Origin of the sequence: Paenibacillus xylaniclasticus, assembly GCF_004001065.1 — a bacterium.
GTDB lineage: Bacteria > Bacillota > Bacilli > Paenibacillales > Paenibacillaceae > Paenibacillus_T > Paenibacillus_T xylaniclasticus.
Genome location: NZ_BIML01000022.1, coordinates 37,544 through 60,146, shown reverse-complemented (window position 1 = coordinate 60,146; position 22,603 = coordinate 37,544). Strand labels below are relative to the sequence as shown.

21 protein-coding genes are annotated in these 22,603 nt (G+C 51.4%); all 21 read left to right on the top strand.

The window, feature by feature from the left end:
• Window positions 1–42: 42 nt before the first annotated feature.
• From PXY01_RS17175 to PXY01_RS17075, 21 genes are read left to right on the top strand one after another with little or no spacing between them, the layout of a single operon-like run.
• Window positions 43–1,434, top strand: a complete 1,392-nt coding sequence (locus PXY01_RS17175) for a class I adenylate-forming enzyme family protein (protein ID WP_164744476.1) — start codon at window positions 43–45, stop codon at window positions 1,432–1,434.
• Complete coding sequence (locus PXY01_RS17170; protein WP_127571516.1) at window positions 1,431–2,099, top strand: aminotransferase class IV; 669 nt, start codon at window positions 1,431–1,433, stop codon at window positions 2,097–2,099. The genes PXY01_RS17175 and PXY01_RS17170 overlap by 4 nt, the downstream gene beginning before the upstream one ends.
• Complete coding sequence (locus tag PXY01_RS17165; RefSeq protein ID WP_127571514.1) at window positions 2,093–3,085, top strand: hypothetical protein; 993 nt, start codon at window positions 2,093–2,095, stop codon at window positions 3,083–3,085. Before PXY01_RS17170 ends, PXY01_RS17165 begins: the two co-directional genes overlap by 7 nt.
• Window positions 3,075–3,305, top strand: coding sequence for an acyl carrier protein (locus PXY01_RS17160; RefSeq protein ID WP_127571575.1), 231 nt, complete (start codon window positions 3,075–3,077; stop codon window positions 3,303–3,305). Before PXY01_RS17165 ends, PXY01_RS17160 begins: the two co-directional genes overlap by 11 nt.
• Window positions 3,302–4,552: an ANL family adenylate-forming protein gene (locus PXY01_RS17155; protein ID WP_127571512.1), complete on the top strand. Its 1,251-nt coding sequence runs from the start codon at window positions 3,302–3,304 to the stop codon at window positions 4,550–4,552. The genes PXY01_RS17160 and PXY01_RS17155 overlap by 4 nt, the downstream gene beginning before the upstream one ends.
• On the top strand, window positions 4,549–5,274 hold the full coding sequence (locus tag PXY01_RS17150) for an SDR family NAD(P)-dependent oxidoreductase (RefSeq protein WP_127571510.1): 726 nt from the start codon (window positions 4,549–4,551) through the stop codon (window positions 5,272–5,274). Before PXY01_RS17155 ends, PXY01_RS17150 begins: the two co-directional genes overlap by 4 nt.
• Window positions 5,275–5,290: 16 nt before the next feature.
• Window positions 5,291–6,133: a hypothetical protein gene (locus PXY01_RS17145; RefSeq protein WP_127571508.1), complete on the top strand. Its 843-nt coding sequence runs from the start codon at window positions 5,291–5,293 to the stop codon at window positions 6,131–6,133.
• A 12-nt stretch (window positions 6,134–6,145) separates the two neighbouring features.
• Window positions 6,146–6,397: an acyl carrier protein gene (locus PXY01_RS17140; RefSeq protein WP_127571506.1), complete on the top strand. Its 252-nt coding sequence runs from the start codon at window positions 6,146–6,148 to the stop codon at window positions 6,395–6,397.
• Between the two features lie 25 nt (window positions 6,398–6,422).
• The gene (locus PXY01_RS17135) at window positions 6,423–6,686 is read left to right on the top strand and encodes an acyl carrier protein (RefSeq protein ID WP_127571504.1); all 264 of its coding nucleotides are present in this window, start codon (window positions 6,423–6,425) and stop codon (window positions 6,684–6,686) included.
• Window positions 6,687–6,710: 24 nt separating this feature from the next.
• A complete protein-coding gene (locus tag PXY01_RS17130; protein ID WP_127571502.1) occupies window positions 6,711–7,598 on the top strand; it encodes a glycosyltransferase in 888 nt (295 codons plus the stop codon).
• A 37-nt stretch (window positions 7,599–7,635) separates the two neighbouring features.
• Window positions 7,636–9,303, top strand: coding sequence for an alpha/beta fold hydrolase (locus tag PXY01_RS17125; protein WP_127571499.1), 1,668 nt, complete (start codon window positions 7,636–7,638; stop codon window positions 9,301–9,303).
• Window positions 9,293–9,565, top strand: a complete 273-nt coding sequence (locus PXY01_RS17120) for an acyl carrier protein (protein ID WP_127571497.1) — start codon at window positions 9,293–9,295, stop codon at window positions 9,563–9,565. The genes PXY01_RS17125 and PXY01_RS17120 overlap by 11 nt, the downstream gene beginning before the upstream one ends.
• Window positions 9,565–11,406: an HAD-IIIC family phosphatase gene (locus PXY01_RS17115; RefSeq protein WP_127571495.1), complete on the top strand. Its 1,842-nt coding sequence runs from the start codon at window positions 9,565–9,567 to the stop codon at window positions 11,404–11,406. The genes PXY01_RS17120 and PXY01_RS17115 overlap by 1 nt, the downstream gene beginning before the upstream one ends.
• Window positions 11,387–13,537, top strand: coding sequence for an aminodeoxychorismate synthase component I (pabB, locus tag PXY01_RS17110; protein ID WP_127571493.1), 2,151 nt, complete (start codon window positions 11,387–11,389; stop codon window positions 13,535–13,537). The genes PXY01_RS17115 and pabB overlap by 20 nt, the downstream gene beginning before the upstream one ends.
• A 12-nt stretch (window positions 13,538–13,549) precedes the next feature.
• Complete coding sequence (locus PXY01_RS17105; protein ID WP_246027990.1) at window positions 13,550–14,281, top strand: class II aldolase/adducin family protein; 732 nt, start codon at window positions 13,550–13,552, stop codon at window positions 14,279–14,281.
• Window positions 14,278–17,229, top strand: a complete 2,952-nt coding sequence (locus PXY01_RS17100; protein WP_246027989.1) for an AMP-binding protein — start codon at window positions 14,278–14,280, stop codon at window positions 17,227–17,229. The genes PXY01_RS17105 and PXY01_RS17100 overlap by 4 nt, the downstream gene beginning before the upstream one ends.
• Window positions 17,229–18,473, top strand: coding sequence for an LL-diaminopimelate aminotransferase (locus tag PXY01_RS17095; RefSeq protein ID WP_127571491.1), 1,245 nt, complete (start codon window positions 17,229–17,231; stop codon window positions 18,471–18,473). Before PXY01_RS17100 ends, PXY01_RS17095 begins: the two co-directional genes overlap by 1 nt.
• Window positions 18,474–18,486: 13 nt before the next feature.
• Window positions 18,487–19,452, top strand: a complete 966-nt coding sequence (locus PXY01_RS17090; protein WP_127571489.1) for an MBL fold metallo-hydrolase — start codon at window positions 18,487–18,489, stop codon at window positions 19,450–19,452.
• A gap of 13 nt (window positions 19,453–19,465) precedes the next feature.
• Window positions 19,466–21,286, top strand: a complete 1,821-nt coding sequence (locus PXY01_RS17085) for a sialidase/neuraminidase family protein (RefSeq protein ID WP_127571487.1) — start codon at window positions 19,466–19,468, stop codon at window positions 21,284–21,286.
• 25 nt (window positions 21,287–21,311) lie between these two features.
• Complete coding sequence (locus tag PXY01_RS17080) at window positions 21,312–22,328, top strand: hypothetical protein (RefSeq protein ID WP_127571485.1); 1,017 nt, start codon at window positions 21,312–21,314, stop codon at window positions 22,326–22,328.
• Window positions 22,328–22,591, top strand: a complete 264-nt coding sequence (locus tag PXY01_RS17075) for an acyl carrier protein (RefSeq protein WP_164744475.1) — start codon at window positions 22,328–22,330, stop codon at window positions 22,589–22,591. Before PXY01_RS17080 ends, PXY01_RS17075 begins: the two co-directional genes overlap by 1 nt.
• Window positions 22,592–22,603 lie beyond the last annotated feature (12 nt).

Here is a 22,603-nt window from a genome sequence, read left to right as displayed (position 1 = left end):
AACGATAGTTTCACATTCTACATGACGTGGAGGTCGCTTCCCGTGGTTATTCCATCTCATCTCTATGACATGATCATGTCGAACAAGCCGCCAGATCAGCCTTGTATAAGCTATATGGATCAGAGCTCTTATACCTATAGTTCATTAAGGCTAAAGGTGGAGGAATGTGCTTCACTCTTAGCTGCCCATGGTGTTACTGGGGGCTGCTCCATTGCCGTTCATATTCCGAATTCGCTGACCTCGATTGTTCTATTGCTTGCGATTTGGAAGCTGAACGCACAAATTGTGCTTTTGGATTCCCGGCTGAAGCCGACTGAGGCTGAACGGAACATTGCCGCTTACACGCCTCATTATGTGGTGGAAGCCCCGCCGCTCCAAAGTGCGTTTTCTAATTTTGCAGAAGAGGTTGAGTTTACGGTTCGGTGTTTGCAAGACAAGAAGGATATGCAGCAGCAGCCCGAGTACGCACTCGTCCTGTTCACTTCTGGCTCAACCGGAAGCCCCAAAGTAGTGGGAAGAACGGCGGCGTCGATTCGGGAGGAGCTGCAGCATTTCTTAAGCTTTCCCGGTGCGGTGCAGAAGAACGATGTCGTCATGGTACTAAGCTCTATCTCTCATTCGTTCGGGCTTCTTACAGGAGTCGTAACATCGCTTAATGCGGGCGCCAGCGTCATCCTGTGCAGCAGCAGAGCGCCTCAGATCGTTCGTATGATACGCAAGCTTAAGGTATCGGTCCTGTATGGCGTCCCCTTCCATTATGAAACGATGGCCATGCTGGATGGTCAGCGGATGGAGCTGCCGTCCCTGCGATCTGCTATTTGTGCAGGCGAGCCGTTGAAGCAGGAGACGCACCGCGCATTTCTCGACAAGTATGGAGTATCGGTTGGGCAGCTATACGGGATGAGCGAAACCGGCACGCTTGCTGCAGATGTGCTGGGAACAGCGCCGGGTACGGTTGGATTGCCTATGCGAGGAAGGGAGCTGCGGGCAGATGAGGAAGGCATTTTTGTCCGGTGGGAGCATTCCCCGTATTTAGGAGGCTTGCATTTCGAGCGGTACCAGGACGGTTGGCTTTCTACGCAGGACATAGGCCGATTTGATGCAGACGGTAGACTTTGGCATCTGGGCCGGTCGGACTCGCTGGTCATTATCGGGGGAAGAAAAGTCTATTTGCAAGAAATTGAGGGCACGATACGTGCCTACGATGGAATTCAGGAGGCTGTCGTGGTCTATGAGGACTTTATACGGGCATATTTCACCGTGAATAAGCCGATCAGCCTCGAAAGCCTAGCATCGTGGTGCCAAGGGGAGCTGTCCAATTACAAGGTTCCGAGAATGTATGTGCTGGTGGATTCGTTTCGCCGAACATCAACCGGTAAATTGCTGCGAAAGCAGCTGGATCAGCTTCCTGTCAAGGGGGAGTGGCGCTTATGAGGGGAACGTTCTCGCTTGGAAACGACCTGCTTATTGAAACGATACGGCTGGAGCACGGACATTACTTCTTGCTTGAGCATCACGTAGAGCGGATGGTCAAATCCTCCAGCTATTTCGGGATTCGCTTGCAGGCTGAAGAGCTGCTTCAGGCACTTGACCGTCATGCTCAAAGCTCCACACGTGCATTGGAACGGGTAAGAATGACCGCAAACCGCGAAGGCGTCATACAGGTGGAGGGCTTCCCCTATCCAGAGCAGGCTATAGGAATCCAGCCTTCCATGTTATCGCCTGTTCCCATCGACAGCTCCAATCCGTTCCTCTACCACAAAACAACGAACCGGAAGCACTATAACGAATTCATAGCGCGGTTTCCGGAAGTCTTTGATGTGCTGGCATGGAATGAGAAGGGGCAGCTTACCGAGTTTACGATCGGCAACCTGGTCCTTGAGCTGAACGGCAAGCATTATACGCCTCCTGTGGAGTGCGGGTTATTGCCGGGAACGTTTCGAGCCTATTTGCTGGAGCAAGGACAGCTGGAGGAGCGGGTAATAACCCGAGTGGAGCTGGCCCTTGCTTCGAGGGTGTGGATGATTAATAGTCTTCGGGGATGGGTCGAGGTTAAGTTTAATAGTTTCGATAACGAGGCGGGGGTGACAGAGTGCTGAATCATTTGCCGAGATACGAGAACAAATACTTTAACTGCATACAATCTCAAATTGTAAGCTACTGCAAGCATATTGGCTTCCCGATCGAATGGCTATTCTATACAAGCTATGAGCGAACGGCAGACCTGAGAGAGCAATTTATTGAACAGAATAAGAGCAGATGGCTGTATGAGGGGGAATGTCTTAGCCCGGAGGAGCTGTCTTTATTGCATATCGAATGGCATCAGACGCAGGTGGAGTCCTTCGCCGAGGCGGAGCCGTTGTTGATGGACGTATTGGGGCGGGGAGCATTCCCTATTCTGACCTGCAACCTATATGACCTCCCCTACAAGAAGCTTCATTACCAAAAGTCGAGCGTCAAGCACAGATTTATCTATGCGGGCCGGGAGCAGCAGGGAGGAGCGGCGACACATTACGTGCTGGATGATAACGCCAGCGCAATGGGCGACTTTATTGTACAACCGTTACCTGATCATCTGCTGAAGCAGACGTTCGAGAACTCGGATAAGAGAGTATTCTGGCTTCTATTTCGACAGCCCCCGGAAGAAGCGGTTATTCGGGACCAAATTAGCAGACGGCTTCATGACCGGATTAAGGAATTCCCGGACGATCATCGCTTCTATCTAGAGGTGGACAGCTTGCTGGATGACAGAGAGGATGCTTTGTTCGAGCCAGGCGGAATGATCGATCGCTTGGTGAATGCTTTTACATTGCTTGCTGGCTCCCGTTATGTATTTTCTCGTTTTCTTCAATATTATGGGGGCTTTGAGGTTCAGGCGTCACGGTTTAGCGATTGTTCGCTGCAGGCTGAGATTATTACGAATACGCTCGTCAAATTTAAATTGTCCCGGAGAGTAAATCGGCCGTCGATTAGAGACAAGTGCATCCATCTTCAACAAGCGGAGCTGGCGGCCCAAACAAGCTTAAGACAAGCTATATTCGAATCCATAGAGGGGAGGGAATTACGTGGAAGCAATGCTGTTTGACATTCTAAGGGAGATTTCCAGCCGCAAGGGGCTTACGGTCAGAGAAACCTATGCGGAAGACTTATCCCTTCGCGGTCATCTGGGCATGGATTCCTTCGATCTGGCAGAATTAACGGTTAAATTGGAGGATCAGGTCGGTATCGATATATTTGTGGAAAATATGCAGGTGAACACGGTTGGGGACGTGCTGAGCATTCTTGGCAGAGGAAGGGTGCAATGATGAGCTTCTATGCCGATTATGCGCAAGAGATGATCTGGTCGTATGAAGATTTGTTATCCGATCTTAATACTTTGGAGACAACGGGCCGCTATATCTATGAACGAAGCACCTACCGTCTGCTGCTAAGGCTGATCCATAGCATGGCTGTTGGCTGCCCGGTCACCGTATTGGATGGGGATCTTTCACCGGAGGAGCTGGCGAGCCTGGGGATCGGCTGCACGGATGAGCTGTATCAGACGGTGCCGACGCCGTGTCTGGCATTGAAAAGTGTCTCCGAGCTGATGGAGCGAATCCGATCTGGTCAAGACAGCTGGTCCTTAGGACTGTTCACGTCAGGGACGACAGGACGGCCAAAGCTGGTGCACCAAACCTTTGAGAGCTTGACCCGCAATGTGAGGTACGGCACCAAATACGCCCAGGATGTATGGGGACTCGCATACAGTCCGACTCATATCGCAGGGATACAGGTGTTTCTGCAAGCCTTTCTGAATGGGAACCTGATTGTGGACCTGTTCAGCAAACCGAACAAGCTTGCGGCGGCCGAGATTGTGCGTCGCTACGGGGTTAATCGCATTTCAGCGACTCCAACTTATTACCGGACGCTGATTAGTCAGCTGAAGGAGCCTCTGACGCAGGTGGCTAACCTGACGTTTGGCGGAGAGCGGTTCGATTCGCAGCTGGTTGAGCAGCTTCGGACTTATTTCCCGAATGCGGTCATTCGGAACACTTATGCGTCAACGGAGCTGGGCACGCTGCTTCAAACCGAAGGGGAGACGTTTACGATCCCGTCTTGGCTGCAGAACGATATTCGGATAAGTGAGGATATGGAGCTGCTCATTCACCGTCGGTTTCTAGGAAAGGTAGCGGGCGGCGGGGAGCTGTCGCTTATTGATGATGTGTGGTACCCAACAGGGGATGTAGTGGAGCGAGCGGACAATGGACAGTTCCGATTCGTACACCGTAAGTCCGAGCTGATTAGCGTTGGGGGATACAAAGTCAATCCGAATGAAGTGGAGGATGAAATTAAGAGGCTGGACGGAGTGACGGATGCGGTCATTAAGGGCAGGAGCAATAAAATGGTCGGCCATATTTTGGTCGCAGAGATCGTGTTACGAGAGGATGTGTCGAGAGAGACGATGGCAAGAAAGATTAGTGAGCTTCCTTTGCAGCCTTGGAAAATACCGCGCCAAGTCTATTTTGTGGACGAGCTGTACCGTAACCGTTCCGGAAAGAAGAGCCGCTTATGAGGTGGGTCATTGTAACGGGCGACACAGGCCGACTAGGCGCATGTATCGTCGAGACGATTCTGAAGCTTCCCGAATATAGAGTCATTGGATTAAGCCGAGGCTCAACGCCATGGACTCAGCAGATGGAAGAGGCCTCCGCCGGTAGATATATACGCTTCGCTTGCGATCTATCCGATCCGGACAGACTTGAGACCTTCTTCAAGTCGAGCATTCAGCCGCTAGGAGCAGTCTACGGGCTCGTCAATAACTCCGCGCACGCTTATGACGATATTGTAACGAACGCTAATCTGGAAGAGCTTAAGACGATGTTCAATGTCAACGTATTCTCCCCTATGATGCTGACGAAATTATGTATTCGCAATATGCTTCTGCATCGAACAGCCGGCTCCATTGTACATATTACCTCTGTCAGCGCTTCAACGGGCTACAAGGGACTAAGTATGTATGCGGCAACCAAAGGGGCGCTGGAATCCTTCTCGAAGGGTGTGGCAAGAGAGTGGGGAGGATGGGGAATCCGCTCCAATTGTATTGCGCCAGGCTTTATGGACACGGCGATGACAGCCTCTCTATCCGGGGAACTGAAGGAGAAAATATACAGCCGCACATCATTAAAGAAGGAAACCGACCCGTATTGTGTGGCAGAAAGCGTCTCCTTCCTGCTTCAAGACCGTTCGAACTCGGTTACAGGCACGGTCATTCATGCGGATAATGGTTCCCTATAAGTGTGGAGGAATGAGTATGGGTGACAATTGGACTCCAATCTATGGCGATTTTGATTGCGAGGCGAATGCGGTTGCGTATTGGCTTCATGAGAACGGCTTATCTCAGGAGGCATTCATTCAGTATAACTGGGATTTTTATTATGACGAGGATGAAGAACTATTAAGAGGCTGTATTCAAGTTCCACAGCTGATCGAATTTCTAAGAGCAAAGTATGAGTTAAGCGTCACGGAGCTCACCTTTGATGACCTGCCGGTCCACGAGCTGGTCATCATTCCAGGGAATGCGTACTGGCTTCCATATGCTGCCGATTATTACTTGACTCAGCGGCTGGTCCATTATTACCCCGCCTGTAAGGCAAGCGACGGCACGATTAAGGTGTGGGACCCGATCTTCAGCAATATGGGAGGGGAGGTGAAAGAATATGTGCTGCGCAAGGCCTTTGAGGAGCTGGATCGCACCGCCTTACGGCTTCAGCGAAAGCAGCTTGTCGTGCCGAAGGAGCAGCTGGTCCCGCATATTCTATCGACGGACTATGAAGCTTCGTATCGCAGGGCGGTAGAGCAGGTGCTTCCTCGAGTCTATGAACTGCTGGGTAGACAAGGAGACTTGAGGAAGGACCTCGATTATAAGCGGTATTTCGGAAACCTACAAAGCATTCTTATTGGACGCGAGAGATACTTTCAGACTGTTTCTTCCTCTCTTGCGGACAGCATTCTAAATGCTTGGAGAAACGTTGTTAAACGGTGTATGCGTCTCTCCTATTTGAGGCAAGAAGGCTGGGAGGCCTTCGTCAATTCGATCACACAAGCGATAAAGACAGAGATTATTTTTTTAAGGGGCTTAACCAACTCGAATTAAGGAGGGCATCACATGCATCAGGAACATTTAAAGGATGAGATTGTTGCCATGCTGACCGAAATTTTAGAGACGCCTGTTGACGATTCGCATGTCGACCTAAGCAGCCTCGGGATGAACTCGATGAAGGCCATTCAGTTGATCGTAGAGCTGGAAACACGCTATGACATTGAATTTGAAGATTCAGAGCTGCTGTTGAAAAACTTTAATACGATTAACAGCATTCTTACGAAAGTGGAGGAGAAGCGCAGTAATTTAGCTGTTTAAAGACGAATAGGGGAGGAAAATGAGAATGAGTGCGATTGATTTGAAGGGGATACATGCATTGATTAAGGAAGCGGCGGATGGAGCGGTGACCGACGAGGATCTTGAGCAAATCGGAACGCAGTTTAAGGATCTGGGCATGGACTCGTTAACGCAAATGCAGCTGATGGTGCTGTTAGAGGAAAAATATAAATTCGAAGTGGATTTCGAGGAAGCGATTAATGATGGTGTACTTGACAGCTACGATAATTTGGCCGCATTCATCGAGAAATATGCGGTTAACATCCCATAAGAGAGGCAGGTTATAGAGAAAACGATGAGCGTTGATATTATTGTGCCTCACTATAATCAAACCCAGTCTCTGCTGATGACGCTGGAAGGGTTCACTAGACAAGAGGAAGTTAGCGGCCTTCATATTATTGTGGTGGATGACGGCTCGACGGATTCTCCTGATTCGATCGTGGAGAAGCTGCAGGGGCGGCTGGATATTAGCTATGTCAAGCAGCCGAACCGCGGCAGAGCCGGCGCTCGCAATGCAGCCTTCCAAGCTTTACGACATGATTATGTCATCTTTAACGATTGCGACCGAATACCGCATCCGCTGTTTGCAGCCAGGCATCTGCAACGGCTGAAGAACAATCCGCAGGCTGTGAGCATCGGCTCTATTAAGGAGCTTTATTTCAAGAACCCAGCTGCAAATGAAGCTAGAATCAATCAAATCGTCGCAACGGACAGCAAAATCGCTAAGGAAACCTACTATTCCAAGCTGGTCGATCATCTGTATGACGTGGAGGGCCGCAGTCGAAGCGGCATCCCTTGGATCTCGACATTCAGCGGCAATATGGCTATGCATGTTGAAGCTATTGAGGCGACGAAGGGCTTCGATGAGCAGTTTACGGGCTGGGGCTTTGAGCATTTTGAGTTCGGCTACCGGCTTCATCGTCATGGCTTCTTATTCGAGAGGGAAAGAAAGGCGATCAATTATCATCTTGCTCACCCTAGAGAAAGCAACTTTTATGAATCTTCGATTCGAGCTAGCCATGATTATTTCTACAATAAATTTCCCGAGCGCGAGGTGGAGCTGTTAAAGCCGTTTGTGCTAGGCGAGCTGTCGCTGCAGGATTACGAGAAATCGGCAGGCGGCGGGCCAATAAGATGGCTGGAGGATGCAGCGCTGACGCCGCTGTTCAATAAACTGGTGTGATGATGCTTGACTACTTGTTGATAGGGGAGAGGAAGAGATGGAGGCTACTTATCGAGTTCATGTTCCAGAGGGGATTCTGCATGGCGTATTGACTCAGCCCATCAGTGCCGGTCCTGTGCCCATCGTCGTCATGTGCGCAGGCTTTCAATCGAATCGGATCGTTGAGAATAAATTTTTTGTGACAGCGGCGAGAAGGCTGCGAGATATCGGAATTGCGAGCTTAAGGTTCGATTTCCTCGGCTGCGGAGTGAGCTCCGGATTAAGCCATGCCTTTACCTATCAGGATAAGGTTAGGCAGCTTCGCGCTGTAGTGAATCGATTGCTGGACGAGCCCGGCATTGATGGGGAGCGCATCGGGTTCATCGGATTTTCGGAGGGGTGCAGATTAATCGTCGATTATTTATCAGGCGAGCAGGGAGCAGCGCTTCATACAGAAATTGCTTTCTGGTCACCGTCGCTGCTGGATCCGGATCCGGACAACGACCCGCGCGTTGCCAAGGGGAAGAAAGTCAACAACGATTTGAAGCGGACAGGTACAGATAAGAAATTCGCTTTGGATATGTACGGATCATGGACGCACCCGAGATATTTTAATTATGACATCGGAGAGCAATCGTACGTAGACAAGCTGATGCTGCTCAAGAATAAACTGAAGATTTTGTATATTTTCGGAGAAGAAGATCATTTGATCGGCGATACGGTTCCTGAACTTCGACGGAGGCTGTCAGAGGAGGAATTAAAGCTGTTCCACATCATTCCGAACGCTGATCATTTGTATGAGCTTGAGCCTCAACGGGATAAGGTCATGGACATCACTTCCGGGTTCTTTCGGGATCAATGGGGCGAGACGGACCAATATAAAGCGCCTATGCGACAGACGATCATTCCCGTTCCTAACGGACATCTGTTTGCGGTTATTCATGAGCCGGTCCAGGAGGCAAAGGGGGAGGTTTTCTTATTCCTTCACGGGTATGGGATGTTCAAGGAGGAGCATCTATCTCTCTACAATCGGGTGGGTCAGCATTTGTCGGCAGAAGGGTATCCTTGCATTTTGTTTGACTACCGCGGCTGCGGAGACAGCTCGGGAGATTTGCGGGACGTTACGGTGCAGACAATGGGGGAAGATATTCTGTCCATGATTGCCTATATAAGAGAAGCCTTCCCTAACGCTCTCCTTTCTCTGGTAGCCAAGGGTGTAAGTATACCGATCGCTGCGAAGCTGTCGGGTAAGGTGCCGATTCATCGTATGATCTGTCTGGGCTCTGCCGGCTCCTGTGCTCCTGCCTTTGAAGTGGCTGAGAACGAGGACGAGTGGACGGGACATGATTTCGTCTATGCCGACGCTGCACAAACAGACCAAAGAATCCAATGGCTGAACCAGCTAGGCTGCATCCCATTCTATATTTCAGCGGAAAGGATCAGTCGTGTGTTCTGTGACGGGGTGTCTCAATTGGCGTCACAGTCTATCGAGCCGAAGGCGGCAGGCGGCATCTTATGGTTTATTGGCTGTCAGTCTGCTTGGAATGAGAGCTATTCCTCTGTTACCTGGCACTCCTTGAAGGTTGACATGGAGTCGAAGGCGCCGCGATTTAACCCTACGAATCATGCCGGAATAGGGGATGAGATCATCAATGCTTCATTAGAATGGCTCGCAGGCAAGCACTCTGTTCTGGTGGGGGGAAAGCAAACGACGAATGGAGCTTGAAGAGAAGGTAGTAGACATTATTGCTGCGGTATTGAATCAAGAGGCTGCCTGGATATCCAGTCCGAAGGTTCGCGACAATCTGGAGCTGGCTGGTATGGACTCGATTAACGCCATTCAAGTGATGGTTGTGTTGGAGGAGGAGTACGGGATCGCCTTCGGGGAAGAGGAGCTGCTGGAGGAAAACTTTTTGCGTCTGGATTCGATCATCGGCCTCATACGGAATCGGCAGAACAGCGCGAATCGGGCGGCGGAGGGGTCGTGATGACGAACGGCTGGTCGGCGAGCTACTTGGAAGTCGTGAAGAGCGTCCGTCAGTCGGGGCAGCTGGACGGGCCGGAATGGAACGTTGTCATCTTGCGTGACATCGTTCTAGAGCCGGTGCTGACAACCTATTTGACTTACTTTGCGATGCAAAGAGGCGTTCGCCTAAACGTTCACTATAGCCCGTACAACAATATTCTCCAGTACGTAGAGGAGCCCGCCAATCAGTCGTTGCTTAAGCAGGCGGACTGCTTGATCGGTTTCCCCCGGCTTGAGACTGTCTCCCGGAGGCTTAGCAGCGGGCTTCCTGATTTGACCGAGAAGCAAATAGCGGAGGAAAAGGCATACGTTCGACAGTATACGGAGTCGGTCTTGGCAGCCGTGAGGAAGCGAACAGACGCGATGATTCTATGGAGCGGCTTCGTCCCGTTGACGCATTCGTATAGCGGGATCTTGGATTCCTATGTCGGTGTAGCACCAGCTGAGCTCATTGCGGACATGAATCGGGAAACAGCCGCTATGCTGAAGGAGCTGCCTTATGCTTATTATTTCGATCTCCCTCAGCTGGTGATGAGAACAGGAGCAAGTCAATTTTATGATCCGCGAGGCTGGCATATTCATCAGGCTCCGTACTCTAAGGTCGGATGCCGGGAGATTGCTTCTTCGATCGTTAGATTTATCGCCGCAGGCAAAGGAATGAGCAAAAAATGCTTGGTCCTTGATTGTGACCAGACGCTGTGGGGAGGAATTGTCGCCGAGGATGGGCTCGCTGGAATCCGTATCGGCACAGGCCGCGGAGAATCTGCGTATTTGGAGTTTCAGCAGGAAATTTTGAACCTGCACCGCCGCGGGGTCATTCTGGCCTTATGCAGCAAGAACAATGAGGAGGATGTATGGGGCGTATTTGACCGGCATCCAGGTATGCTGCTGAAGCGTCATCATTTTGCAAGCTATCAGATAAATTGGGAGCCTAAGATCGTCAATTTGGAGCGAATTGCGAAGGAGCTGTGCATCGATTTGTCGAGTATGGTGATGGCCGATGACAGTCCGTTCGAAATCGAACAAATCCGCACGATGCTGCCCCAAGTCGCAACGATTGCATTGAATGCTGAGCAGCCTTATCGGTACGCGATTCAGTTATCTTCAAGCGGACTGTTCGATACGTTAGCTCTTTCGCAAGAGGACCGGAGGCGAGGGGAAATGTACAGGGCGAGCTTGGAGAGAGAGAAAATGCGACCTTTGTTCCGCAGCGTACAGGAGTATTTGAGCTCATTGGGTATGCGGGCCGTTGTACAACGGGTAGCCGATCAAGAGCTTGCCCGTGTGGCGCAGCTAAGCCAGAGGACGAACCAATTCAATCTCCATACGACAAGATACAGCGTGTACGATATTGAAACGCTTGGGCGCCGCCCGGATACAGATATTCTTGTGCTGAGCTTGCAGGATCGATTCGGAGAATACGGCCTAGTAGGCGTTTGTATTCTAAGCCAAGCAGCAGAGTCGGCCTGGATCGACACGTTCCTGCTGTCCTGCCGTGCCATCGGGCGCGGTGCTGAGGACGTGCTTCTTGATGCAGCAGTCCAAGCGGCCGCTGCCCGCGGCTGCACCAAGCTGATAGGCATCTATAAGGAAACGGGCAAGAATGCGGCGTTTGCCTCCTTTTATGACAAGAAAGGCTTTCATCCATTGCAAGCTGCGGACGGAAGGAGCTATTGGGAGCTCGAGCTAACCCAATATGTATTCCAGACGCCGCCTTATATAGCAGCCGAAGTGAGGATCGATACGGACAATACTGCTCGCCAGGGGCGTAAGGGGGGCTTACATGAAAACGTTAATCATTGATAACTATGATTCATACACCTATAACCTGTTCCAGATGGTTGCCGTGATCAATGGGGAGGAGCCGACCGTTGTGTACAACAATGCGTACGACTGGAACCAGCTGAAACGGGAAATTCCTTTCGACAACATTATTATTTCTCCAGGACCGGGCAGCGCGGACGTGCCGGCCGACTTCGGCATTTGTTCGCAGGCGCTCATGGAAGACGATATTCCGATACTCGGTGTATGTCTAGGCCATCAGGGGATGGGACATATCCATGGGGCCCAAATTATTCATTCGCCAGAGGTCATGCATGGAAAGATCAGCCGAGTCTATCACAATGGGGATGAGCTGTTTGCGGATATCCCGGAATCGTTCTCTGTTGTGCGCTATCATTCCCTGTTATTAGCGAATCCACTGCCGAGCCAGCTTCGCGCTATCGCTTGGACGGGCGATGGCTTGAATATGGGCATACGCCGCGTGAATAAGCCTCACTGGGGCGTGCAGTTCCATCCGGAGTCGATTGCCAGCGAGTACGGGGCAACGATTCTGAAAAATTTTCACCGCTTGTCCGCTGCGTCCAAGCTGTATTCGATACCGAGGGCTCAAGGCTTGCAGGAAACCCGAGGCTCAGAGCGTGTAAGGGCAGGCAAGTCTGACAAGGCAGGTCAAGCCTCGTATCAGGTCATGTCCCGTCGATTAACCGATTATTTGGACCCGGCTCAAGTATTTGGTTCATTGTTCGCAGGCGCTTCCCATTCCTTCTGGCTGGATAGCAACCGCTCGGATGGAAATATGTCCCGCTTCTCCTTCATGGGGGATACGACTGGACCGCTTAGCTTTACCGTTTACTATGATGCGGATAAGAGGTGTGTAACGGAAGAGAAAGGCTCGCAGCGCAAGAAGTTGAATATGGACATCTTTCAATATCTAGATGAGAAGCTTGCGCAATTTGCTTGGCAATCGCCTGAGCTGCCTTTCGATTTTAACACCGGCTTTGTTGGATATTTTGGCTATGAAACCAGGGGGCGCCTAACTGAACATCCGGCACCTGCGAACGGGGAGCCAGACGCCATGTTCATGTTCGCGGATCGGCTTATCGTCTTCGATTCGCTGGAGCAGCAGATGTACCTGCTCTGCTTGACCGAATATGCGGAGGAGGCTCAAGGCTGGTTCGAGGAAATAGAGAGACGTCTTGCTCATTTGGATGATTTCGTTATTCCGCAAGCTTACATTGAAGAACCGATTACCTTTAACTTGCATCAGTCCTACGAGAAATATAAGGAACGGATTCAAGAGGTGAAGCGGTGCCTGATTGACGGCGAAAGCTATGAGATTAACTTGACCAACTCCATCTCGACAGAGCTTGAGGTCAATCCGCTGTCGCTATATTTGAATTTGCGCATCATTAATCCGGCGCCATATTCCGCTTTTATCCGCGCTAATGATCTTCATATCTTATGCTCTTCGCCGGAGCGTTTCGTCAAGATCGATACGGAGGGGAACATTGAGGCGAAGCCGATTAAGGGGACGATCGCCAGAGGAAGTACGCCGCTGGAAGATGAGCAGATGAAAGAGCGGCTGCGCACAAGCGGCAAGGATTTCTCCGAAAATCTAATGGTGGTTGACTTATTGCGTAACGATCTCGGCATGGTGTGCGAGGTCGGAAGCGTGCATGTTCCGAAGCTTATGGAGATCGAAACGTTTGAGACGGTCCATCAGCTTGTATCGACGGTTCGAGGAAAGCGCAAGTCGACGGCAACGTTAAATGAATGCATCAAGGCGGTGTTTCCCGGCGGCTCGATGACAGGGGCGCCTAAGAAGCGCAGCATGGAAATTATTGAGCGGCTGGAGGAGAGAAGAAGAGGCATCTATTCAGGTGCCATCGGCTTCCTTGGCGTAAACAATGCGGCGGATTTGAACATAGTAATTCGAACCATTGTACAGCAGGGAAACCAGCTGACGCTTGGTGTTGGAGGAGCTATTGTGATCGATTCGGACCCGGATCAGGAGTTCGACGAAATATTGCTGAAAGCCAATGCGCTGCTGCGTGCCATCACCTATACGGCCAAAGGCAACAGCTGGAGCGAACAATATACGATCAACGGCGGAAGAGAGCATAAGCCTCTGTCTCTTCCCGTTGCGGAGTAGGGGGCAGTTGAAGTGGAGACGGTTGAGTCAGTAGCTGCGGCAGATCCAATCTCCTTGGCGAAGACCTTAACGTACGCGGCCAAAATATTGTATTTGAATGGACACGTTGATATCAATAATGGACAAATCTCTTACCGTGACGATGATGGCTTGATCTGGATTAAGAAGGCGTTCCTGGGGTGGGAAGAAACGACGGAAGCGGACTTCCTGCGAATCGATCAGGAAGGGAACGCGCTCGATGAGGGACCGATTCCTGCCGAGTGGCCCTTGCATACGCAAATCTATAAAGCGCGGCCGGATGTGCGCTGCATCATACACTCCCATCCTCCCTATGCGATGGTGTTCAGCGCTACTGAGCTGCCGCTTCGCCCGATTACGCATGATGCCACGCCTATTATGAATACAGCCCGCTTCGATTTAACAACGAATACGGTCACGAATATGAAAGTCGGAGATCAAGTGGCGAAGGCGCTCTCTAATTCCAACACGATGCTGCTCAAAAACCACGGGATAGTCGCAGCAGGAAGGACGATACCGGAGACGGTGACATGGGCTGTCGTATTGGAGAATGCATGCAGGCTGCAGCTTATTGCACAATCAGCGGGCATCCCGTATTCGTGGACTGAGGATCGGGAAGCCAAGATTAAGAGCAAAATTATATTCGGATCAACAGCGGTTAGGGAGTATTGGGCTTACTGGTGCCGCATGGTCGATCGATCATTTGCGATGGAGGGAAAGGAATGAAAGATGCGCCGTCCTCATTAACGAAGGAAATGCCGATTCAGGCTCAAGACTGTGCTTTATACTCGTTGACCCGCAACCGTAAGGGCAACGAGTATTCGGGAAGCCGTTTCCAGACGCCCCCCCGTCCAGAGCGATTCAAGCGATATGAGGGAACGTATCAAAGGCTAAAAACAAGGCTTCTGACAGAGGGGCAATGGAATGAGACGGATGCAGTCGATTTGCAGTTAGTCGAGAGAATACTCATGATGGCCTACGGGATTACATCGGTAAAGTTCTACGGCTATCAGTCGGAGATGGTGTGGACCGTGCCGTCGGCGGGAGCCTGTTATCCGTTCGAGGTATACCTGGTCATACGCCATGTAGAAGGTATGCGTCCTGGTGTGTATTACTACTCTGCTACGAGTGCTTCATTGTTTTATATTTCCGGGAACGAGAACCTTTACTTGCTGGACCAGTCTTTGCTGCCGGAAGATCGCAATGCCGACTTCTACATTGTGAGCACCATTATTCCGTGGAGAAGCTGCTGGAAGTACTCGAACCGGGGATACCGATTTACCTATATCGATACGGGCCATTTGCTGTGCAACTTTCAGACGGTTATGAAAGCGCTGAAGCTTTCCTCCACGACGTATACCCAGCTGCGCACAGACTATCTTCGGTCGCTGCTTCATACGGATGAGAGCGAAGAAGCTGTGAGCATTATTTGCGTCACAAGAGAAGGCGCCGGACAAGCTGCAGGGCATGAGCGGGCTTACAAGCAGGAGCAAATATCGTATTGCCGTCATCTGAGAGAACCTGACGATAACGAGGCATCCTTTGATTGGTCGGCTATCCATCAGATCAGGCAGCAAATGAATGAGGACGCGGGAGAGCCGGATGCGAATTGGATTCATCCGTTCCGTATGAGGAAGCCTTGGGAAGAGGCGGACAAGCTTAGCTCGCTGCTATTTCAACGCCGATCCTGCTCCGCCTTTCTGCGTACCTCGATCTCTGAAGGACAATTTAATTCAATCGCTTCTATTATATATGACTACGAGGATGCGATAACCTGCTACGCCGTTGTCCATGGGGTTGAACATCTTGAGCCGGGCCTGTATCAGTTGAACGGCAGGTCAATGGTACTGCTGCGGCAAGGAGATTTCCGGCAGCAGTCTACCGAGCTGTGCCTGGATCAGGCGTTTGTCTACGACAGCGCGATCCTGCTGTTCTACGCTGTGAATCTCGATTCCATCCGAACGCAACCGGCATGGACGATGCGGCAGCGGTTAATAGATGCGGGCAATCTGTCGCAGCTGCTGTATCTCAAGTGCGAGGAGATTGGCCTGGGTTATTCAGCGATTGGCGGCTATTACGATACGGAGGCAAGAGAGCTGTTCGGAGCCGATGAGAATATCGAATTTGTGTATGCCGGAGTATTGGGCAAGGAAGACCGGAACGCCAATTTTCAAATCAAGCTTGACCGCTACTATCTGAACAAGCCGAAGCATAAGGAAGGCTCAAGTATACCCAAGGGGGGAGTTCAATTGATTCTTGACCGAATGGAGGAAAGTGCATCCAAATATTCGGACCATACAGCAATCGTGTATGACGGGGTGTCCTATACCTATCAGGAAATGATGGAGCAAATAGAAGTATACGGGCAGCAAGCGGCAGCGGCTATTACGAACCGTTACCCGGTTGGTATTTGCATGAAGAACCACCCTAACTATTTGTTCGTCTACTACGGGCTCTTGCAGCAAGGATTTATTCCGATGCTGATCGACGCGACCCTTACGCAGGAGGAGATTAAGGTCATTCGGGAGAGCTATCATCTGGGCTCCTTAATTACGATGGACAGCAAGGGGGTTGTTCGTTATGAGCTCTATGAGGATGAGCATCCGGACTACGATCCAGATGAATTTATCGATGTTGCGGTATGCCGCTTCTCCTCCGGGACGACGGGTAAGCCGAAATGTTTAATGTTTACGGCTGAAGCGATTATGAACGCGGCGGCCAATTGGGCCGCCGCAACCGGAATGACGGCAGAGGACAAAGTGCTGTGTACGGCGCTGTTCCATAACGGATTAGCGTTCAACACCTCGCTGTTATCCGTCTTTATGTCCGGCGCTTGCTTAATCATTCACAAAAATATTAGTCCTAAGTCGATCTGGGAGCTCGTCACCCGCCATAACGCTTCTGTCCTCGTCGCGTTCCCTGTCGTTTTCGACATGCTCAACAAGTCGCATTATTTGAACCACGATCATCCGCTGCGGCTGTGCGTGTCCTCCTCTGCTCCGCTGCATTACAACATCAAGCAGTCGTTCGAGGAGCAGACCGGCATCAAAATATGTGATTACTACGGCATTGTCGAAGCGGGTCCGGCTACCTTCAACGACGGGACGGCTCCGGATTCGTTAGGCAAGCCGATTGATGGCGTGCACATTCGGATCGTGGATGAGGACGGTCGAGAGGTGGCTGGTGATGAGGTCGGCACGCTGCAAATTAAAACTGCCTCTATGGCGAAGGGCTACTACAATTATCCATCCTCATACGCCAGCATGGTAACGCCAGACGGCTATTATCAGACGACCGATCGCGGCTTCATTCGCAACGGCTGCCTGTACGTTGTCGGAAGGAACAGCGATATGATTAACGTCGCCGGCAAGAAGCTAGATCCGACGGAGGTGGAAAACTCCATTCTGAGCATTGAAGGGGTCGAGGAGGTTGCCGTGATTGGAGTTTCGAACCAAAGCCTGACCTCTGAATATCCGGTGGCATTCGTAGTATGCACGCCGGAGGTTACACCGACAGCGATTATTCACCACTGCCAGGAGAGACTCGCCCCGTACAAGCATCCTCAGAAGGTGATTCTTATCCCATCCATTCCGCGAAGCGGTGTAGGGAAGGTCAAGCGTCGCGAGCTGGTCGATCTCTATTATTCGATTCACTCGGAACAGGAGAGAGTCTAATGAGCAGGGGGTTATTCTCCATCCAGAACGTGTTTGCTGAACGAATTGGCGGGGTACAATTCGGACAAGCAACGGAGGTTTATAAATTTGAGAAGATCAGGCAAGCCAGAGAACAGGCGAGGGCCGCTAATCCAGACACGCTTCTCATTGATATGGGATTAGGCGAACCGGACTGGATGGCGGATCGGGAAGCCGTAGAAGTATTGTACCGGGAAGCTCAGCGTAAGGAGAATCGGTTCTACTCCGATAACGGCACGATGGCGTTCAATCGGGCGGCTGCCGACTATATGGAGCAAGTGTTTCAGGTCAAAGGGCTGGACCCTGCCAAGGAAATTAACCATGCTATCGGCTCTAAGGCTGCGCTCTCGCAAATCCCGGCCGCCTTCATTAATCCGGGGGATATTACGCTGATGACCGTTCCTGGCTATCCGGTGCTGGGCACGCATACCAAGTGGCTTGGCGGCTCGGTCTACCCGCTGCCGCTGACCCGGGATAACGGGTTTCTGCCTAATCTCGACCTCATTCCGGAAGAGATCAGGAAGAAGGCTAAGCTATTATACATCAACTACCCCAATAACCCGACAGGTGCTTCGGCAACCCGGGAGTTTTACGAGCAAGTGGTTCGATTCTGTTATGACAATGAAGTCATAGCAATTTCGGATGAGGCGTATGCAGCGCTAACCTTTGACGGACATCCTCCGCTTTCCTTCCTAAGCGTATCCGGTGCCAAGGAAGTCGGTCTGGCTATTCAATCTCTGTCCAAGTCGTTTAATATGACCGGCTGGCGGCTCGGCTTCGTGGCCGGGAACGAGCGATTGGTGAAGGCGTACGCTGCGGTTAAGGATAACTGCGATTCCGGTCAATTTATGGCGATTCAGCACGCAGGTATTTACTGTCTTCGTCATCCGGAAATTACGGAGAAGACCGCTCAGAAATATAGCAGAAGACACGATATGCTGGTGGAAGCGCTGCGGGAATGCGGGTTTACGGCTCATAAACCGAAGGGCTCGTTCTATCTTTATGTGGAATGCCCGAAGGGAATCGTCGACGGTCCAGCTTTTCAAACTGCGGAGGAATTCTCTCAATATCTCATTCTGAACAAGCTGATTTCGACCGTTCCTTGGGATGAGGCGGGGCGGTTCGTCCGGTTCTCGGTGACCTTCGAAGCGAAGAACGAAGCGGAAGAGGCGAGTATTATCGCCGAGATCAAAAAGCGGCTGTCCGATACGAGGTTTGTATGGTAAGGATGGACGTGAAATGAATGGCATACGTACGGTCGCACCGGGCATATATCGGATTCCGGTTCCGTTCATCAGCTCCTCCCAGACGACGAACTGTTATCTGGTGGAGGAGGCGGACGGATTTACCGTAATCGACTGCGGCTTTTCTACGAAATCTACGCAGTCGCTCTGGATGAAGGCGTTAGCCTCATTAGAAATAAGTCCACGGCATATTAACCGGATTATCGTCACTCATCATCATATCGATCATTTCGGGTTAGCGGGCTGGATGCAGCACCTAACGGATGCCCCGGTGTTCATGTCGGAGAAAGCTTATCGGCAGGCGCATTATGTATGGGGGGAGGACTCCCCCTATGCCGAGCATATCCGGGATTTGTACTTAGCCTGCGGCATACCGGATGCCATTCTATTCCGGCTGATGATATCGGTGAAGCAATACCAGTCTCTGGTGACAGAGCTTCCTCAAGTAGTTACCCTATCGGATCATGCCATTGAACTGGGAGAACAGCGTTATACGGTATACGAAACACAAGGACATGCGGAGGGCCATCTTGTATTGTACGGCGAGCGAAGCGGCATTCTTCTGGCGGGGGATCATATTCTGGCGGATACGGTCCCCAATCTGAACTTCACTTGCAGCTTTGATGTGTATCCGCTAAGGAGCTACTTGCCTAGCCTTGAGATGCTCTCCCAGCTGCCCGCAACACTTGTATTGCCGGGTCACGGCGAGCCGTTTACCGAGCTGGCTGCGGTATGCGGACGAATTGCAGCTCATTACCGATCCAGACTGAAGCAGCTGCTGCATGTTTGCTCGGCTCCCAAAACCTTGTACGAAATTTACTCCGAGCTGCATGGGGGAACCGTAATTCCGTCACGGCTGCGCTACGAGATCATCGAATGGAAAGCGTTAGCGGACCACCTTGTCGAGCTGGGGCAATTAGTCGAAGCCGAGAGGGGGATGTATGGCGTCTGTCATCAATAGAGGGGGGAATGATTTGGTCGGTAAACCCGAAGCTGCTGCTGTTAACGGTTTCCCTCGTTATGTGGGAGCTAACGCTGATGTAGGTTATTCAGATGGACGATTGCGGCCTGTGAAAGGGGTGCACCATTATCAGATCGTCCGGGCCCATAGAGAACGCACGGGTGCAGGTGGCTGGACCTTCCACCATAACCCGCTGCTTGCTTACTGGAACCATATGTTCCTGCTGCAGTACATTACTTGTCCGGTTGAGGAGAATCGTCCGCCAAGCCAGACGATGCTGATCCGCTCGCACAACGGTATCGATTGGACGGAGCCGGTCACTCTCTTTCCACCTTATCCGATTGTTATCGAAGGGGTGTACCGGGATGAGGCAGGCCGTGCTGCGGATGCCGGAAGCTTCGCCATGATGCATCAGCGTACTGGATTTTATACGACACAAGCGGAGCGAATGCTCTGTCTAGGCTTCTACGGCATTACGCCTCGTCCGGAGGTGATGCCCAACGATGGCAAAGGCATTGGCAGAGTTGTCCGGGAGCTCTATCGGGATGGAAGGCTGGGACCTATTTATTTTATTCGGTATAATCGCCACGCTGGCTGGAACGAAACGAATACGAGCTACCCGCACTATACGGAGTCGGATGACAAAGGCTTTATTGAGGCCTGTGAAGAGCTGCTTGCCGACCGTCTAGCCACGCTTGCCTGGTGGGAGGAGGATCGCAGTCAGGACGGAATGTACACATTGGTCAACGTGAAAGCTCCGGTCCACTATCAATTGCCGAGCGGGAAGGTGGTCGTATTCGGCAAGTGGTCCCAGGTCGCGGTCTCCGATGATGACGGAATGAGCTGGAATGGGCCGCGGACCGAGACGTCCATCGTGATGGCCGGGTCCAAGCTGTGGGCGCAGCGGCTTCGGAACGGGAAGTATATTGCGGCCTACAATCCGAATCCATCGAACGAGCAGCGATGGCCGCTGGCCATCTCGGTAAGCGACGATGGACTTGTTTTCCGGGGAATCGATTTGCTGTGCGGCGACGTGCCTGTAAGGAGATATGCGGGACAGCATAAGTATCGGGGAATGAACTACGTAAGCGGGATTACAGAAGGGAATGGAGATCCGCCCGGGGATTCGATCTGGCTGACCTTCAGCATGAACAAGGAGGATCTATGGGTCAGTAAAATTCCGCTTGTCATGGAGACGGAGGAAACAGAGCCTCTAGACGAGCGATTCTGCTTGCCGCCAGAGCAGGTCCTGTCCAATTGGCAGCTCTACCGTCCTCTATGGGCGCAGTTCCTGCTTGCAGCTTCTCCCGACGAGCAGAATCAGAGCTTACAAATGTCGAACGCAGACCCTTACTGCCATGCGACAGCAGAACGAGCTTTTCCTAAGTGTACGAAAGGGCGAGTGAAGCTCGGCTTACTGGCAGCCCAAGACACCTTCGGCCAGCTTCAAGTCGTGTTAATGGCAGGCAATGGCGCTGAAATAGGCAGACTTAGGTTCAATCCGGACGGACGGCTTATCGCTTACCACGCCAGCGGCCAAGCGGAGCTTATGAGGTATGCGGCCAATCAATGGTACAACCTGGTCATCACCTTTGACCTTGGTAGAGGGAGCTATGGAGTTGAAGTTGCGGAAGCGGAGGGATGCAGCATTGTTGAGCTTGCTTGCCTTGCCAGCGCCCATGCCGCAGAAAGAATCGCCTTCCAGGTCGGCGGCCAATGGCATGACATGCAGCTAGTCGATGATGGGGCGGATGTACCGGACGACCGTAGAGAGCGGGAATGCACGTATTATCTCCATTACGTGAAGGTCGTTCCGGATATTGAATACACTTAGTCATTCAAGGGAGGCGGTGAGTGAAATGAAGCTTAGCTTGGGGGAGCCGCCCATCCGGGGGCGTCTGCATCACGCTTATCCGTTATCGATATTGGCGAACCATCCGGATTTTTCGCAATGGTTTTATACGCAGTACATTCAAGTGGCTTGGCAGAATCAAGTGATTGGGAGAAATTTGCTGGAGCTGTCTCTATTCGATTTCTATCAGCAGCCTTCAAGGGGTGTGAATTGTTCGCTGCTGGATACAAGGGAGATCCCGATGGAGCAGCTCGCTGCGTTGGAGGACCCTCTCTCCTATGTCATGGACCATCTACATCAGGGCTACGCGGTCTATCTCTACGCCGACGATTATTACATTCCCGGAAGGTTCTCGTACGGCAAAATGCATTTTGTTCATGACCTTATGGTCTATGGATATGAACAATCGGTAGACCGGTTTCACATTGTCGGCTATAACGAAAGAATGATTTATACGAAGGGAACGGTCTCTTCGCAATCGCTTCGTGAGGCGATAAGAAATTCGACCTTGGAGGAAGGGCTGAAGCACACTCCTTATCCAGAGGAGCTGTCCTTGTGTACTTTGCTCAGAACGAATCCGGAGCAGAGCTGTACGTTTCAGCCAGAACGGTTAATCGAACAGCTTTCAGATTATTTGAACGCGGGACATCATACGGAGCGGTATACGATTGGGAAGCAGGGGGCAGTTAAGCTGGGACAATATTTGGAGGCAGTAGGCCAGCTGAGGACGCTGTTCGATGTAAGGCCGTTCTATCTGATCTGGGAGCATAAGAAGCATTTGCGAGAGGCTGTGGAATTTGCTGAGAAGCAGACAGGAACGGGCAGCGCTTGGTCGGAGCGTCTGGCCCCTATCGAGAAGCGGATGCTCCATAACCGCAATCTCGCTGTTAAGTACTCCATTAGCCGTCAGCAATCTCTGCTCCAAGAGATGCATGACAACTTTTACGAGGCAGAGGACATGGAAGCTGCCATATTAGAGCAATTTCTAAACGATCATTTTGCTGGAAAGCTGGGAGGGTCATGATGAGCATTTCTACGATTCAGGAGAAGGTCGAGGCCATTATTAAGGAAACGTTGAAGCATACCGGGCAGCTGGAGGAGCATACAAGCCTGCTGAGCCGTATTCATTTGGACTCGATGAGCTTTATGACGATTGTACTCCGGCTTGAGAATGAGTTCGGATTCGAGTTCGGAGAGGAACAATTAATTATTGATAATTTTCAGAACATCGCGTCTCTCGTTACGTATGTCCAGAACCGGCTTGGTTCGCTAGGCATTGGCGACTAGAGAGTCGTCTAT